Source organism: Kribbella antibiotica, from assembly GCF_004349055.1.
Classification (GTDB): domain Bacteria; phylum Actinomycetota; class Actinomycetes; order Propionibacteriales; family Kribbellaceae; genus Kribbella; species Kribbella antibiotica.
The window spans coordinates 67,036-82,368 of the sequence record NZ_SMKX01000013.1 but is presented as its reverse complement, the minus strand read 5'-3'; the positions used below and the strand labels follow the sequence as shown (position 1 = coordinate 82,368).

Below are 15,333 nucleotides of genomic sequence, written 5' to 3'. Positions count from 1 at the left end.
TGGTCAACCGACAGCTCAGGCCGGTGCGTTGCGGTAGGCGTTGCCGGAGGCGTTCGGGGTGGCTCCGTTGCAGAGGCCGGTGGGGAAGACCTGGGTGTTGAGGGTGAACCAGGCGTAGCGCTCGACGAAGCTCTTGCCGGCCAGCATGGCGGTGGAGCGCTTGATGAAGTCGACCTGCTGGGCCGAGCTCGGGTAGCGGGCCGTACCGGTGGACCAATCGACCAGCGCGTACTCGGTGATCCAGACCGGCTTGTTGTAACGGGCGCGGACGGCGTTCACGTACTTCTCGAGGTGGCCGGTGGCGGCGGAGGAGAAGTCCGAGCCGTACCAGTGCAGCGGGATGAAGTCGACGCGATAGCCACGGGCCTTGGCGCCCGCCATGAAGCGGTCCAGCCAGCCGCCGGGGTCGGCCCCGCCCCACGCCACGGCGGGGGCGCCGAGGCGCATGCCGGTCGCCTGGAGCTGCGGCCACAGGTTGAGGGCCTCGTCGACGGACATGTTGGCCTGGCCGCCCATGTCCGGCTCGTTGAAGCCGAGCAGGGTGCTGCCGTTGGCCTTCGCGTTGTTGAGCGCCGTGGAGTTGACCGAGTTGCGGCCCCAGATCATCGGGACGAACTCGACTCCGGAGGGTTTCGCGACACCCTCGGGGTTCGTGTTCCAGGAGTAGAACCAGCTCGCGTTGACGGCGGTCAGAGCCTGTGAGGCACCGGGAACATTGTTGGTGCTGGCGCCTTTCTTGGTGGCCAGCACCTGTGCATTCGACGGAACGGCCAGAACGAAGGACAACAGGATGGTCAGGGCAAGCAGCAGTATTTTTCGCATGAGTGAACTCCCTGGGGGGCGGTTCAGTCGAGCGTGACAGAACTTGACGCCCTTGAGACCAGGTCGGCGCGAGGACTGTGGTAGTTCAGCAGGTTCTACGGACGTACGTCGCGCTGCCGGGCGCGGTGACATCGCGGTCGCGCAGGACGATGCTCAGCCGGCCGCCGAACGCCGTACAGGCTTTGCGGAGGCCGTCGGCGGTGTACTCGACCACGAGAACGTTGTCGGCGAAGGCGTCGGCGTAGACCGCACATTCGTCGTACTGGCCGCACTCCTCGGAGACGGCGAAGTCGAGGCCGACGGTCTTGCGGTCTTTGGCGAGGTCGGCCGTGTTCTTCTGGCCGATCGCCAGGTTGCGGCTGTGCGCGTGCTCAGCAAGCAGCGTCAGGAGCGCCTTGGCGTGCTCGGGAGTCAGCAGGCCTTTGGAGCGGGTGTAGCTGTCGTAGTTGTCCGGCTCGATGGCCTGGTAGCCGCTCGCGGCACAGCCGTCGATCCAGGTGTTCAGCTTCGCGGCGATCCGGGTGCGTTTGTCCGGCGTCCGCAGGTCGAGCAGCGGCTCGTCCCAGTCCTCGTCGATCACCAGCTTGCCGGCGGCATCGCGCAGCAGCAGGTCCTTCTCCCAGTCGCCGTCTTCACCTGGCTGGGTCTGGAAGGCGTTCACGTAACAGACGTTGTAGAGGCCCGCGGCGATCGGCGCCGTCCGGTCGCGGACCACGACCTTGACGTCCGCGGCGGGCTGATAAGGACCACCGAGCTGATAATCGAGCCCGGCATGCAACGGCGGCGCCTCGACCTTGGGCGTTGGGGTCGCGGCAGGCTCATCCGATGCCTCCGGCAACCGGTTGACCACAATGACGCCGAGGGCAACAGCAACTGCTGCTGCGATCCCGCCGATCAGCAACACGCGGGTACGGCGTCCAGTGGTCACCCCGCCACCCTAGTGGATGGCGGGGATTGGTCTGGTCTCAAGCGTGAATCGCGACCGGCAACACCGTCACCGGCAATGGCTCGAAACCGTTGAAACGCTGGGTTGTGTAGCTCGTGGAGTACGCACCACACGACAGGATCCAGACCGGCTCACCGGAAAAGATTGCCTCCGGCACCTGAGCCGGGGTCGGCTCCTGCCCAAAGACATCGTCGCTGTCACACGTCGGCCCTGCGACTACCGCCGGGACCTGCAGGCCCTGCGGATGCGTCGGGAACACCATCCGATAGCGCACTTGGTCGATCTCGTACAGTCCGTTGAACTTCCCGCAGCTGAGATACAACCATCGCTCTCGCTCGCCGTCCGGCTGCTCACGCTCAGACAGCCGTACGACGTGCGCCCGGATCGCACCGTGGTCAGCGACAAGATGCCGCCCCGGCTCCATGACGAACTCGAGCTCTGTCCCGGAGAGCTCGCGCAACCGCCGCATGCCGGAACGGATCGTCGCGAAGATCGCGGCCAGCGCCGGATCGAGCGCCGTACCGGCTCGGTCGAGGTATCCCAGCGCAGGCAGCCCGCCGCCGAGGTTGATCCGGTCGATGCGGATGCCCACATCGGCCAGCTCGGTCATCGCGAATGCGATCTCGTCGAAGGCGTTCTGCCAGGCGGCCGTCGTCATCTGCTGCGAGCCGACATGGACCGACAACCCCGACGGTACGAGGCCCTGCGCACGAGCGATCGACAGCACGACGATCGCGTCCCGCACCGAACAGCCGGCCTTGCGATTGAGCCCCCACAACGCGCCCGTGCCGGTGGTCCCGAGGCGGCAGAACACCCGCGATCCCGGCGCGTTCGCAGCGATCGCGACCACATCGGGAACGCTGTCGGTCGCGAAGTCCCGGATGCCGAGCTGGTAGGCGTCGGCGATGTTCCGGTCCGACTTGACCGTGTTTCCGTAGTGCACCAGCTCCGGCGCCACCCCGGTCGCCAGCGCCTGGACAATCTCCTGCGGGCTCGCGGCATCGAAGCCCGACCCCCGGCCGGCCAGCGTCTCCAGTACGCCGTCGACCGGGCACGACTTGATCGCGAACCGGATCGCGGTGCCCGGGAGCTCCGTGAGCAGGGCGCCGTACGCGTCTTCGATCCCGCCCAGATCGAAGATGATCTGATCGTGGTCTGCGAGCTCCAAGGCGGTTCGCAGCCGATCGCTGAACATCGCGGTCATGAGAGGAGACCAGCTCCAGCCTCTTTGCTTGCCGTGATCAACGATTGCCAAACGTCGATCAGTACGGCGAAGTCTTCCGAGTCCTGACGTGCTTCGGTCAGCAGTTGGTCGCGTCGCCCCACGAGCGACTCGGCGAAAGCCGCGTGCTGCCCGCCCAGCTGACGGTAGGCCTCGTCGAGCCGATCGAGCCGATCAACGTTCTCATCCACCGGCAGCTGAGTGCTCCGGCGGACGATGTCGGAGACCATCGACGCCTTGATGTCGCCCTGGTCGTCGCGCAGCGAGCTGCCGGCCTTGGCCAGGTCGTCGTAGATGGGCCACAGGTAGAGCATCGAGAGGAAGAACTTCGTCAGCGCCAGCTGGTACGACGCGAATCCCGCCTCGGTCTTGCGTTCACCGGTGTGCAGGTTCACGATGTGCCGGTTGTGCAGGACACCGGGTAGCCCGGAGTCGTGGACGAGGTGCATCAGGAAGTAGTCGCTGCCGATCGTTTCGGTTGCCGGTGGCAACGGAACTTGTTCGTGGATCCGATGGAAGGCGATGTTGGCCATGTCGACACGCATCGGGTCGACGAGCGTCAGCACCGACTCGTCGGCGCGGAACGGCTCCGTGCCCGCACCGGTGAACGACTCCGCGACCAGCGCCCGCTTCTCGGTCTCGCTCGCGTCGCCGCGGGCCCACAAGGTAACAACGTTGTAGTAGATCTCAGGATCACGCTGCCGGATGTCATCGATGTCCACTGACATGTCGCCGATGAACGACGCGCCGGCCATCACCACCGGCAGATCGTCGCTGCCCGGGGCGAGGTCCACGGTGCTCACCCGGTCGCGGGCCGCAGCGGCCGTCGTACCGATGGAGAGCTCGTGGTGGATCGGGAAGATCTTCGCGCCGGCGAGCTCCTGGTAGCTGGAGTCCGAGTCGCGCCGGTGCACGGAATCGCAGCCCAGCGCGGCCGCGATGACGAAGGCGCGGTTGGTGCAGGCGCCGTACGAGCGCAGGCCGGGCAGCATCATGGTGAGGATCCGGTCGGGTTCGGCGAGGCCGGCATCCTTGATCACCTGCTGGAAGAACACCCGCTGGGCGTCCTCGTTGAGGTGCACGACCTCGATCCCCGGGACCGGCGGCAGCGCGGCGAGAACGCGAGCATGGTCGCCGAAATCGGCAGGCGAGCTTGAGTCCAGGACCAGCATGACCACCTCGACGTCGAAGTGCGAGACCCCGTACGCCGCTTCCTCCGCGAGCTCGTGGAGCATCGGGGTGCAGGCACGGTCGGTGGGCAGCGTCAGGCAGATGCGCCTCACCGGCCCTCCTCTCCGGACTCACCGGCGCTGTGCCAGGAGTCGGCACCCAGCAGTTTGCGGCCGAGATCGGTCAGTTCGGCGGTCGGGTAGCGCAGCGATTCGTGCTTGAACGGGTCGCCGACCAGCGTCTTGTTCCACTCCGGCGTGCTCATGGTGCGCCACGACTTGACGCGCGAGTCGACGAGCTCCTGCTTCGACTCCAGCGCCGGCATCATCGACAGGTACTGGACGGACCGGACCTTGTCGGCCGAGCGGTTCGGGGCCACGCCGTGGGCGAGCATCCCGTTCCAGATCAGCAGGTCGCCGGCCTCGAGGCGCGGGCGGACGACGGGGAACTCGTTCCGATCGATGGCGGGCCGGATCGGATCGCGGTCGAGCGGCTGCTCGGCGCGCCACTCCTGGAAGCGGCGGAACAGCTCCGGGCAGCACTGGAAACCACCACTGTCGGCGGTCGTGTCGGTGAGCGCGATGATGCCCTGGACGCGCTGCGGCAAGACCTCGAGGGTGCTGTCGACATCCCAGTGCAGGTCGATGTCGAAGCCGGTCTCGGTGGCCGGGATCAGCGCCCGGTCGCGGTTGCCGAAGTTCGGCGGGTTGAGGTTCAGCCGGTCGAGCGTGACCCACAGTTCCTCGGCGTCCCAGACGTCGACGAAGGCGTCGTACACGCGTTGTGCCTGGCGGCTGTCCCAGATCAGCTGGTGCTGATACGCCTCGACGAATCCGTAGATGTACAGATCGCGGTCGAGGTCGGAAGGGAATTCCCGCTCCGGATACCAGCCGGCCGGCTGGTTCGGGTCCAGACCCTGGAATTCCCAGGTGAAGTCGAGGAGCTCTCCTGCGTGCGGGATGGCTTGTTTCACGATGGTGTAGCCGTAGGTCTGCCAGTGCTCGTAGTCGGCCCCGGAGAGCACGCGGAGCGGCAGGTTCTTCTGGACGTCGCGCAGCGGCGTGGTAGCGAGGTAGGTATCAGCATCAAGGCTCTCGTACGACGCCTTGGTCGCGGCGCGGTACAGGTTTGTCGCAGTGTTCGGCATGGCATTCGTCCCCAGTACGGTCGGGCCGGCAAAACCGGTTCAGCTCGGCCGGGCGGTCCTTCGCGGGAATTTCGTAGGAACCTTACGTATGTATTCGAAGGAACCTTACCAAAGTGAGTGCGGATGTCGAGTGAGAGCGCTCTCAAATCTGTGTAAAGTGCCCGTTCGCACGCCTGGATGAGGCTGAAAGGACCAAGAATGCGGTTGGCCGGAACCGGACACTTCGGCTGCGGGTCAGGACAGCAACGGGAGCTTGCCGACCAGGCGATCGATGGGATTGCGGACCTGCAGCACCCAGTAACCCCTTGGTGAGCTCGCCGGACGGCTGGAGTTGAGCGTGAGTCCGACGGTCTTCGGAGAGTTGGTGGGTGATGGCGGTCCGGGGGAGGGGGTGGTGGCTTAGAGTCCGTTGGCGTGGACCATCAGATCTTGCTTGTGGCCGGGGCTGCGTTGGCGATCATGATTGCGGCGTCGGTGTTTGCTCGGCGGACCGGGGTCGCGGCACCGTTGTTGCTGGTTGCGTTGGGCATCGGTGCCAGTTACCTGCCCAGTACGCCGGTCATTCACATCGAGCCGGAGATCGTGCTGGCGGGGGTGTTGCCGCTGCTGCTGTATTCGACGGCGGTGCAGTTGCCGGTGCTGGATATCCGGCGGAATCTGTCGCTGATCGCGTGGTTGTCGGTGGTGATGGTGATTGCGTCGTCGCTGGCGATCGGGGCGGTGGTGCATGCCGTGTTCCCGAGTATTTCGTTCGCGCTCGGGGTTGCGCTGGGTGCGGTGGTGAGCCCGACGGACGCGGTTGCGGCGACGGCGATCGGGCATCGGCTCGGGTTGCCGCCGCGGGTGATGACGGTGCTGGAAGGCGAGAGTCTGGTCAACGACGCTTCCGCGCTGGTGGTGTTGCGGACGGCGATCGCGTCGATCGGGGTCGTTGGTGGTGGGTTCAGCCTCGGCCACACGGCGCTCGACTTCGGTTGGGCGGTGATCGGCGGCGGGCTGATCGGTGCGGTGGTCGGCGTACTGACGGTGATGTTGCGGCAGCGGCTCGACGATCCGGTGCTGAACACAACGATCTCGTTCGCGGTTCCTTTCCTGGCTTACTTCCCGGCCGAGGAGCTGCATGCGTCCGGGGTCCTCGCTGTGGTCGTGGCCGGGCTGTTGACCGGTGTTCGCGGTAGCAAGAAGTTCAGTGCCCGGGACCGGCAGACCCAGGCGACCACCTGGACGACGATCAGCTTCCTCCTCGAGAGCGCCGTGTTCCTTGCCATGGGCTACCAATTGCCTCAGTTGGTGGATGCGGCCCGCGCGGAGACCACGGTCGGTGAGATCACCGGGCTGGTTCTGATCGTGGTCGGGCTGCTGGTGGTGCTGCGATTCATCGGGCTGGCGTGGCCGGTGTTGGCCGGCCGGTTCGGGCGCGGTGATCGCAATGAGCAGCAGCGCACGCGACTGACGCAGTACGAGGAGAAGCTCAATTCGCTGAATCCGGAGGGCGAGCGGGAGGAGACGCGAGTCGCCTGGGCCCGGCGCCGGTTGGCGCGCGGCCGCGCGGATGTCGAGTTCGAGGAACGTGAACCGCTGACGTCGCGCGGAATTCTCGTGCTGGCGTGGGCCGGAATGCGCGGCGTGGTCACAGTGGCCGCCGTACAGACGATTCCGGCGGAGACTCCGCATGCTGCGACTGTGGTGCTCGCGGCGTTCTTGGTGGCGCTGTTCACCTTGGTGGTCTTCGGATTGACGCTGCCGTGGGTGATTGCGCGGCTGAAGTTCCAGTCCGAGAGCGCCGAGGACAAGCGGGATGCGACGCAGGCGTTGTTGCGGCAGATCGGTGCGGCGGCGATCGACGCGATGGGTCCGCTGGAGGAGCAGACCGTTGCGGGCGAGCCGCTCGATCCGGAGCTGGTCTCGACGATGAAGGAGCGGATCATTCCGCGCCTGGTCTCGGCCAGCCGCCAGTTGCCAGCGGCCGCTGCGGCCAAGCCGGACAGCCTCGAGCAGATGGCCGTCGTGCAGCGGCGCTACCTCGATGCCATGCGCGATGCCCTCGGCATTGAACGCAGCATCGGTGCCTACAGTTCCGCCACCTACCGCCAGGTCGAGGGAATCGTCGACTCGATCGAGCAGCGCTTCAAGCCGGCTCGGTGAGGCGGGGTGGCCGCAACCTCCCCGCCGGCCCGAAGATTTAGACGATCTCCCAGCTGATGTTGATGATGCCGATGTCGGTGTTCGCGAGGCTGGCGAAGGCCGGCCGGCTCAGGTCGATCTTGGTGCTCCCGCAGGACGGGCACTTGTCGCGGATCGGCACCGTGATGACGTTGCCGTTGTAGTTGACCCGGATGGAGCGCTGGCAGAGCGGGTCATTGTTGGGGTTGGCGGTGGTCCACAGGGCGGCGGGGGCCGCGACGAGCCAGTCGGTGTTGGCGTTGATCTGGGTGCCGCAGGCGCCGTAGCCGGCATCGTTGTACCAGGACGCCTGGCCGTTGACGGCGAAGGCGGTGCTGGTGCCCAGGGCAAGGGCGCTGACGGCAACGACGGCACCGAGGGTTTTCGCGATCTTGTTCTTCATGGGGGATTGCCTCTCGGGGGCGTAGAGGAATGCTTCCGCGACCAGTTCAACGACCACCCGGACGGCGGGACAAGCCTCCGGGCAGAACCCTGTGGTCGGACCCGCAGGTTCCCCCCGCCTGTTCAGTCGACCGCAGAGACCCGGACTTGAACGCGTTCGGCAGACTTCAGGTGAACGGGGGAGAGCACGGTCGTTCGATCTGGGGAGAGACATGCCGTCCGTTGTTGAGGCGTTGCCGGACCTGTTGGCTCGGAACGCGCGGGAGTACGGGGACAATCCGGCGTACGCCGATATCCGGCGGACGGTGAGTTGGGCGGGGCTCGCAGATCGCGTGCAGCGGCTCGCGGCGAACCTGCCGGTGCGGCCCGGGGAGCGGGTCGCCTTTCTGCTCGACGACTCGGTGGAGCTGATCGAGGGGCAGTTCGCGGTTGTTCAGGCCGGAGCAGTGGCGGTGTTGTTCAATCCGCAAAGCACCCAGGCGGAGCTCGACCATCTGCTCGCGGACAGCGAGCCGGCGTTGCTGATCACGGATCCGCGGCACGTGCCGATGGTCGCGGGTCGCGCGGCTGTGGTGACCGGGGTGGACTTCGAGGCTTTGGCGACTGGGCCGATCGGACAGCTTCCAGAGCCGCTCGGGCTGGATGATCCGGCGTGGTTGATCTACACCTCCGGGACGACGGGGAAGCCGAAGGCGGTCGTCTCGACCCAGCGCGCGGCGTTGTGGTCACCGGTTGCTTGCTATCAGGCGATGCTCGGACTGTCGTCGACCGATCGGTTGCTGTGGCCGTTGCCGATGTCACACAGCTTCGCGCACTCGTTGGGCTTCCTTGGTGTGCTGCAGGCCGGGGCCTCGCTGCGGATGACCGGTCGGCTGGAGCCTGCCGCGTTGATCGAGCTGATGGCGGAGTACGAGCCGACGATTCTGGCCGGCGTACCGGCGACCTATCACCAGTTGCTGGCGGCTGGGGTGGGTGTTCAGGGGTCGCTGCGGTTCTGCCTGACTGCTGGTGCGGCCAGTGGTTCGGCGCTGCGTACGGCGGTTGCTTCGGCGGTTGGAGCGCCGCTGCTGGATGCGTACGGGAGCACGGAGACGTGCGGGATGATGGCGGCCGAGACGCCAGGGGAGTCGGGGACCGGGACGAGCGGGTCGCCGGTGGGCGGCGTGCGGGTTCGGGTGGTTGACGGGGAGCTGCAGGTTGCGACGCCTGGGCTGATGCTGGGGTATCACGGTCATCCGGAGGCGACCGCGGACGCTGTGGTGGATGGTTGGTATCGGACCGGAGATGTCGGCCGCGTCGACGAGTCGGGGCGGGTGACGGTCACCGGCAAGGTCGGGGATCTGATCATCCGGGGTGGCGAGAACGTCGATCCGGTGGAGATCGAAGAGGTGCTGCTGGCGTTGCCCGCGGTGCAGGACGCGGCAGTGGTCGGGCGCGCGCATCCGACGGTTGGGGAAGCGCCGGTGGCGTTCGTCGTACCGGCTGTTGAGGGGGTGAGTCCTGCGGAGTTGCTGCTCGCTTGTGCTGAGCGGTTGTCGCCGGGGAAGGTGCCGGAGGAGATCATCTTCGTGCCGGCGATTCCGCGGACGGGGTCGGGGAAGCCGCGGCGGCATGTCTTGCGGCACACGTTGGCCAGCAGTGGCGCGTCGCTGGCTGGGCTCTCCGGGTTGGCCTTGGGGGAGCGGACGGCTCGGCTGGAGGCATTCGTGCTGGAGGTTCTGGCGGGGATGCTTGGTGCGTTTGATCCGCTGGTGAGCTTCGCGGATTCGGGGCTGACCTCGTTGCAGGCAACGAGTCTGCTGAGTCGGCTCAGCACTGCGACCGGGCTCTCGTTGCCTTCAACCTTGGCCTGGGACCATCCGACGCCGGCTGTCCTGGCGCAGCATCTGGCGGCGCGGCTCGGGCCTGCGATGGCGGTTTCCGAAGCTGCTGATCGGCGCGTGGATGCGACTGACCCGATTGCCATTGTGGGGCTGGGCTGCCGGTTCCCTGGTGGGGTGGGGTCGCCGGAGGATCTTTGGCAGTTGGTGAGCGACGAGATCGATGCGACGAGTGATTTCCCGACCGATCGCGGGTGGGATGTCGCATCGATCTACGACCCGGAGCCCGGGGCTGTGGGGAAGACCTATGTACGACGCGGCGGGTTTCTGCAGAATGCGGCGGACTTCGATCCGGGCTTCTTCGGGATTGCGCCGCGCGAGGCGCTGGCGATGGATCCGCAGCAGCGATTGCTGTTGGAGGTCGCCTGGGAGGCGTTGGAGCGGGCCGGTATCGCGCCGGGGTCACTGCGAGATTCGGCGACGGGTGTGTTCGTCGGGTTGATGGGGAGCGACTACGGGTCTCAGCTTGTCCTGCCGGAGCTGGATGCGCATTTGGCATTGGGGACGTCGGGAAGCGTCGCGTCAGGGCGCATTTCGTATGTGCTCGGATTGCGTGGACCGGCGTTGACCGTGGATACGGCGTGCTCGTCATCGTTGGTGACGATGCATTTGGCGGCGCAGGCGTTGCGAGCCGGGGAATGCTCACTGGCGTTGGCTGGTGGCGCGACGGTGATGTCGACGCCGCGCGGCTTCACCGCGTTCAGTCAGCAGCGGGCGTTGTCGCCGGATGGCCGGTGTCGCGCGTATTCGAGCGGAGCCAATGGTACGGCGTGGGCCGAGGGCGCGGGCATGGTTGTGCTCGAACGCCTGACTGATGCCCAGCGCAACGGTCATCCGGTGCTCGCGTTGTTGTGTGGATCCGCGGTGAACTCGGATGGAGCGTCGAACGGGCTGACCGCGCCGAGCACGGAGGCGCAGCAGGAGGTCATCCAGCTGGCACTGTCCGATGCGGGCCTGCGCGGGGCCGACGTCGATGTGGTGGAGGGCCACGGGACCGCCACTGCCTTGGGCGATCCGATCGAGGCGCGGGCGCTGCTGGCCGCTTATGGGCAGGATCGGGAGCGACCGCTGTTGCTGGGGTCGGTGAAGTCGAACCTCGGGCATACGCAGGCGGCGGCCGGGATCGCCGGCCTGATCAAGGCGGTCTGGGCGATGCGGAACGACGTACTGCCACCCACCCTGTACGCCGAGGAGCCGTCCCCGCACGTGGATTGGTCGAGCGGCGCCGTGGAGCTCGCCTCGACCGCCAGACCCTGGCCGCGGGGTGAACGCAGGCGCCGGGCCGGCGTGTCCGCGTTCGGGATCGGCGGAACCAACGCCCACCTGATCATCGAAGAGGCCCCAACCGCCGTGAACAACAGTGGGGACACGACGGCTTCGGTAGCCCCCTGGATTCTCAGTGGGAACGACATCGGGGCATTGCGGGCGAGTGCGGCTCGGCTGGCGGAGGTGATGAGGGCAGGGGGCACGGATCCCGGGTATTCGTTGGCCACTGAGCGGACCGCATTGCGGCAGCGAGCTGCTGTGCTGACGGGAAACCGGGCAGGCATGATGGCTGCCTTGGAGAGTTTGGCTGCAGGGGTTGAGCATCCGGCGGTTCGGGTCGGGGTGGTGCAGCGGGAGAGCCGGCCGGTGTTCTTGTTCACTGGCCAGGGCGCCCAGCGGGTCGGGATGGCGACTGAGTTCGCGCAGCGGTTCCCGGTGTTCCGCCGGACGTATGAGGCGGTGTGCGCGGAGTTCGCGCCTTATCTGGAGCAGCCGCTGGCTGACATCAACGCTGAGTTGCTGGATCGGACGGACTACACACAGCCCGCATTGTTTGCGTTCGAGGTAGCGATGGCGGCATTGCTGGAGTCGCAAGGAGTCCGGCCGACGGCCGTGGTTGGTCATTCGGTGGGGGAGCTGGCAGCGGCTTATGTGGCTGGGGTCTGGTCGTTGCCGGATGCCGTGCGGTTGGTGGCGGCGCGCGGGCGGGCGATGGCCGCGATGGCGCCCGGGGGTGCGATGTACGCCGTACGGGCGTCGGAAGCTCAAGCGGAGAAGGCGATTGCGGGCCTCGAGGTTTCGATCGCGGGCGTGAACAGCCCACAGTCTGTGGTGCTGTCCGGGCCGGAGGCGGCGGTCGTCGAGGCGGCGGAGCGATGTGGGGGCTCGTATCGGCGCCTGCGGGGTGAGTATGCATTCCACTCGGCGATGCTGGACCCGGTGCTGGCAGAGGTCCGCGAGGTCGCGCAGCTGGTGACGAGTCGGCCGCCGAAGCTGCGGGTGATCTCGACGTTGACCGGGCAGCCGGAATCCGAGCTGCTGACCGATCCGGAGTACTGGGTTCGCCAGGCGCGCGAGGCCGTGCGCTTTGCGGATGCGGTTGAGTGGCTCGCCAAGGACGGTACGACGACCTTCGCGGAGGTCGGGCCGGCCGCCGTACTGGCTGTGCTGACCGAAGAGACCGTCGACGGTACGGCGGTGTCGTTGGGAACCGGATTGGCTGACGGCCTGGCGATGCTGCATGTTGCCGGTACTGCGGTCGACTGGGCAGCCGTCTATACCGACCTCGGTGGCGAGCGTCGCGAGTTGCCGGTGTACCCGTTCCAGCGTCAGAGATACTGGCTGGAGGCGACACCGTCCGACGCACCGTTGCTGGGTCCGGCGCAACCGGCGGCGGATCGGCCGGAGGTGCGGTACCCGAGCATCTTGTCGACAGATCGTCAACCATGGTTGCTCGATCACCGCATCGGTGACGACCTCGTCGTACCGGCGACGGTGCTGATCGAGCTCGCCTTACAGGCCGTCGGCAACAAACGGCTGGGTGAGTTCGTGCTGCAGGCGCCGCTCGTGCTCACGGGGGAGTGTGAGGTGCAGGTCGTCGTTGGACCCGAGGGGCTGACGATCTGGGCGCGGCAGGGTGCGGAGTGGACGCAGCATGTGACTGTCCGATCCATCGAGGAAGGCGGAGCCGCGCGACCAACGGCGGAGCGGATGCCCGGAGACGCGCTCAAGGTGCCGGTGAGCTATCCCGCGTGGGCGGCACAGGGCTACGAGTACGGCCCGGCGTTCCAGCGGATCTCTGCTGCTTGGCGATCTGGCGAGGTGCTCTACGCCGAGGTTGCGGTGGACCCGGATGAGGCCGGGTCGTACGTCGTTCACCCGTGCCTGCTCGACGCCGCGATCCACAGCGCGCTGCTGGTGGGGGAGAGCGGCGGTGGGTTGCGGGTTCCGTTCGCGTTCGAAGGCGTGCGGGTCTGGCAGCGCGGTGCCGCGGCCGCACGCGTGCGGTTGACGCCCATCGGGCCGGACGAGGTTAGCGTGCTGCTGACCGACTCGGCCGGTCAGGCGATCGTGTCGATCGACTCGTTGGTGACGCGGGCGCTGGATGGTTCGGCCGCTGGGCGATCGATGTACCGGGTCGACTGGCGTCCCACCAATGCGCCGGCGGCAACCGGACGGGTCTTCGAGCTGCTCGACCTGCGTGAAATTGCCGCCGGTACGGTGCCGGAGCGCGCGCGGGCGCTGTTGGGTACGACGCTCAGCTGGCTGCAGGAGCGGTTGCCCGCCGACGGTCTCCTGGTGGTTGCCGCCGGCAACTCAACCGAGGACCCGGCGGCTGCGGCCGTGTGGGGCATGGTCGGCAGCGTGCAGGCCGAGTATCCGGGGCGGGTTGTCCTCGTCGACCTGCCTGCCGATTCGACCGGTCTGCAAGCAGCCGTCGACTTGGGTGAGCCGCAGATCACCGTCCGGCCGCAAGGGCTGCTCGTGCCCCGGCTGATCAGAGCGATACCCCCAGCGAACAAGCCGGCCCCGGCTGCATCACACGGTACGGCGCTCATCACGGGCGCGACGGGTGCGGTCGGCCGGATCGTCGTCGAGCACCTGGCGACCGGATTCGACCGTGTGGTGCTGGCCAGCCGCCGTGGCACGCTGCCGGATTGGGCCGCCGCACTGCCGATGGAGGTGACGGCGATCGCGTGTGATGTCGGCGATCGAGCGGCCGTCGACCGGTTGGTGGCCGGTTGCGGCTCCGAGCTCGCAGCCGTGTTCCATCTCGCCGGAGTGCTCGACGACGGCGTGTTCGCGGCGATGACGAACGAGCGGCTCGCGACAGTCCTGGCGGCCAAGGCCGACGCCGCCTGGTATTTGCATGAGGCAACGAAATCGCTGGACCTGCAAGCCTTTGTGTTGTTCTCCTCCGCGGTCGGTGTCCTGGGCCGCGCCGGACAGTCCAACTACGCCGCCGCGAATGCCTTCCTCGACGCACTGGCCCGGCTCCGCGTGGCCGAGGGGCTGCCGGCGCAGTCCCTCGCTTGGGGTTTGTGGGCTACCGACGACGGCATGGGCAGCGGACTCGGTACGCCGTCCGATGGCGTGCTGCCGATCAGCCTGTCCAGCGGGCTCGCGATGCTCGACCGCGCTCGCGAGCTGGGCGACGCCGTGCTGGTGCCGTTGCAGTTGGATATCGCGGCGCTTCGGCCGGACGCACCCGCTGTACTGCGTGAGCTGATGCCGGCCGAGGCAGCGGCGGCGAGGGCGGACGTCGAGTGGGGAGGTGCGGATGAGGCACGGCTGCAGGGCCTGCTGCGGGTCGAGGTGGCGAATTCATTGGGCTTCCCGGATCCGGAGTCGGTGCCGCTGGATCGGGAGTTCAGCGATCTTGGGTTCGATTCGCTGACCACGCTGCAGTTGCGGGGTCGGCTGAACGCGCTGACGGGGTTGAACCTGCCGGTCACGGTCCTCTTCGAGCACCCGACGCTGACCGAGCTCGCCGCCAACCTGGCCGCTGCTGCGCCGGTTCGAACGGTCGAGCGGGTACCGGACACGTTCGCGGTGCTGTATCAGCGGGTGCTCGCCAAGCAGGGGCCTGCCGAGGCGATGGCGATGCGTTATCTCGCGTCCGCCGCGTTGCCGACGTTCGGGGTTTCGGAGCGGGCAGCACATGCGTTACCGCCGATCGAGTTGGTGAGCGAACTCGTCTATCTGCCGAGCTACGTGACGCTGGGCGAGTGGATGCCGCGGGCCTTCAAGGACGACTTCAGCCTGCTGCCGTATCCAGGCTTCGGGCCGGACCCGACCATCCCGGAAGATATCGATGCGCTCGTCGCCGTCCTGGCCTACGCGTTGCCGATCGGGCGGCCGCTAACGCTGGTCGGGCACTGCGCCGGTGGGCTGGTCGCCGATGCCCTGGCGGCGAAGCTGAAGGCTGATGGGAGAGCGCCGACCGGCGTGGTTCTGATCGAGACCGACAGCGGGCTGGGCGATCGCAACGAGCCTCGGGCGCTGGCGCTGATCGAGTCGGAGCGCCGTGTCCCTGAGGGTCTGCTGGCGGATGCGGCGCTGCTGGCGAGCGGCGGATACAGCCGGATCTTCGACGGCTATCGACCGGCGCCGTCCGGTGTGCCGACGCTGTTGCTGGCGGCGGATCCGACCCCCGAGATGCTGGCGTCGGAGCCGACGCGGGACTGGCGGGCGCGGTGGTCGCTGCCACACGACCTCGTCCAGATCCCCGGCGACCACGACACCGTGCTGACCGATCACGCCGCCACGACGCTGGCAGCGATCCGGACCTGGCTGGCCGCGCGATGACTCTTCA

At 67.4% G+C, this 15,333-nt stretch carries 8 protein-coding genes; 2 read left to right on the top strand and 6 right to left on the bottom strand.

What is annotated here, in order from left to right; genetic code table 11:
• Positions 1-15 precede the first annotated feature (15 nt).
• From E1263_RS06945 to E1263_RS06925, 5 genes are all read right to left on the bottom strand, one after another.
• Positions 16-822 carry a glycoside hydrolase family protein gene (locus E1263_RS06945; RefSeq protein ID WP_132166338.1) on the bottom strand — a complete coding sequence of 269 codons (807 nt, stop codon included), beginning with the start codon at positions 820-822 and terminating at the stop codon, positions 16-18.
• A gap of 85 nt (positions 823-907) precedes the next feature.
• Positions 908-1,750 (bottom strand): endo alpha-1,4 polygalactosaminidase, encoded by an 843-nt coding sequence (locus E1263_RS06940; RefSeq protein ID WP_238161107.1) that lies wholly within the window; start codon positions 1,748-1,750, stop codon positions 908-910.
• 37 nt (positions 1,751-1,787) lie between these two features.
• Positions 1,788-2,972 carry a type III PLP-dependent enzyme domain-containing protein gene (locus E1263_RS06935; protein ID WP_132166337.1) on the bottom strand — a complete coding sequence of 395 codons (1,185 nt, stop codon included), beginning with the start codon at positions 2,970-2,972 and terminating at the stop codon, positions 1,788-1,790.
• The gene (locus E1263_RS06930; RefSeq protein WP_132166336.1) at positions 2,969-4,273 is read right to left on the bottom strand and encodes a DUF6271 family protein; all 1,305 of its coding nucleotides are present in this window, start codon (positions 4,271-4,273) and stop codon (positions 2,969-2,971) included. The genes E1263_RS06935 and E1263_RS06930 overlap by 4 nt, the downstream gene beginning before the upstream one ends.
• A complete protein-coding gene (locus E1263_RS06925; RefSeq protein ID WP_132166335.1) occupies positions 4,270-5,307 on the bottom strand; it encodes a phytanoyl-CoA dioxygenase family protein in 1,038 nt (345 codons plus the stop codon). Before E1263_RS06925 ends, E1263_RS06930 begins: the two co-directional genes overlap by 4 nt.
• 414 nt (positions 5,308-5,721) lie before the next feature.
• Between E1263_RS06925 and E1263_RS06920 the strand changes: the two genes are divergently transcribed.
• Entirely contained in the window at positions 5,722-7,452 is a 1,731-nt protein-coding gene (locus tag E1263_RS06920; protein WP_132166334.1) for a cation:proton antiporter, read from the top strand.
• Positions 7,453-7,489: 37 nt separating this feature from the next.
• Here the strand turns inward: E1263_RS06920 and E1263_RS06915 are convergent, their stop codons facing one another.
• A complete protein-coding gene (locus E1263_RS06915) occupies positions 7,490-7,873 on the bottom strand; it encodes a cysteine/serine endopeptidase inhibitor (RefSeq protein WP_132166333.1) in 384 nt (127 codons plus the stop codon).
• A 211-nt stretch (positions 7,874-8,084) separates the two neighbouring features.
• Here E1263_RS06915 and E1263_RS06910 point away from each other — a divergent pair, with 211 nt between their 5' ends.
• Complete coding sequence (locus E1263_RS06910; protein ID WP_132166332.1) at positions 8,085-15,326, top strand: type I polyketide synthase; 7,242 nt, start codon at positions 8,085-8,087, stop codon at positions 15,324-15,326.
• Positions 15,327-15,333: the final 7 nt, after the last annotated feature.

What these genes read in the sequence shown, in the direction of transcription:
- E1263_RS06935 (WP_132166337.1), bottom strand. Translation starts at nt 2,972, where the DNA reads ATGACCGCGATGTTCAGCGATCGGCTGCGAACCGCCTTGGAGCTCGCA.
- E1263_RS06945 (WP_132166338.1), bottom strand. Translation starts at nt 822, where the DNA reads ATGCGAAAAATACTGCTGCTTGCCCTGACCATCCTGTTGTCCTTCGTT.
- E1263_RS06910 (WP_132166332.1), top strand. Translation starts at nt 8,085, where the DNA reads ATGCCGTCCGTTGTTGAGGCGTTGCCGGACCTGTTGGCTCGGAACGCG.
- E1263_RS06915 (WP_132166333.1), bottom strand. Translation starts at nt 7,873, where the DNA reads ATGAAGAACAAGATCGCGAAAACCCTCGGTGCCGTCGTTGCCGTCAGC.
- E1263_RS06925 (WP_132166335.1), bottom strand. Translation starts at nt 5,307, where the DNA reads ATGCCGAACACTGCGACAAACCTGTACCGCGCCGCGACCAAGGCGTCG.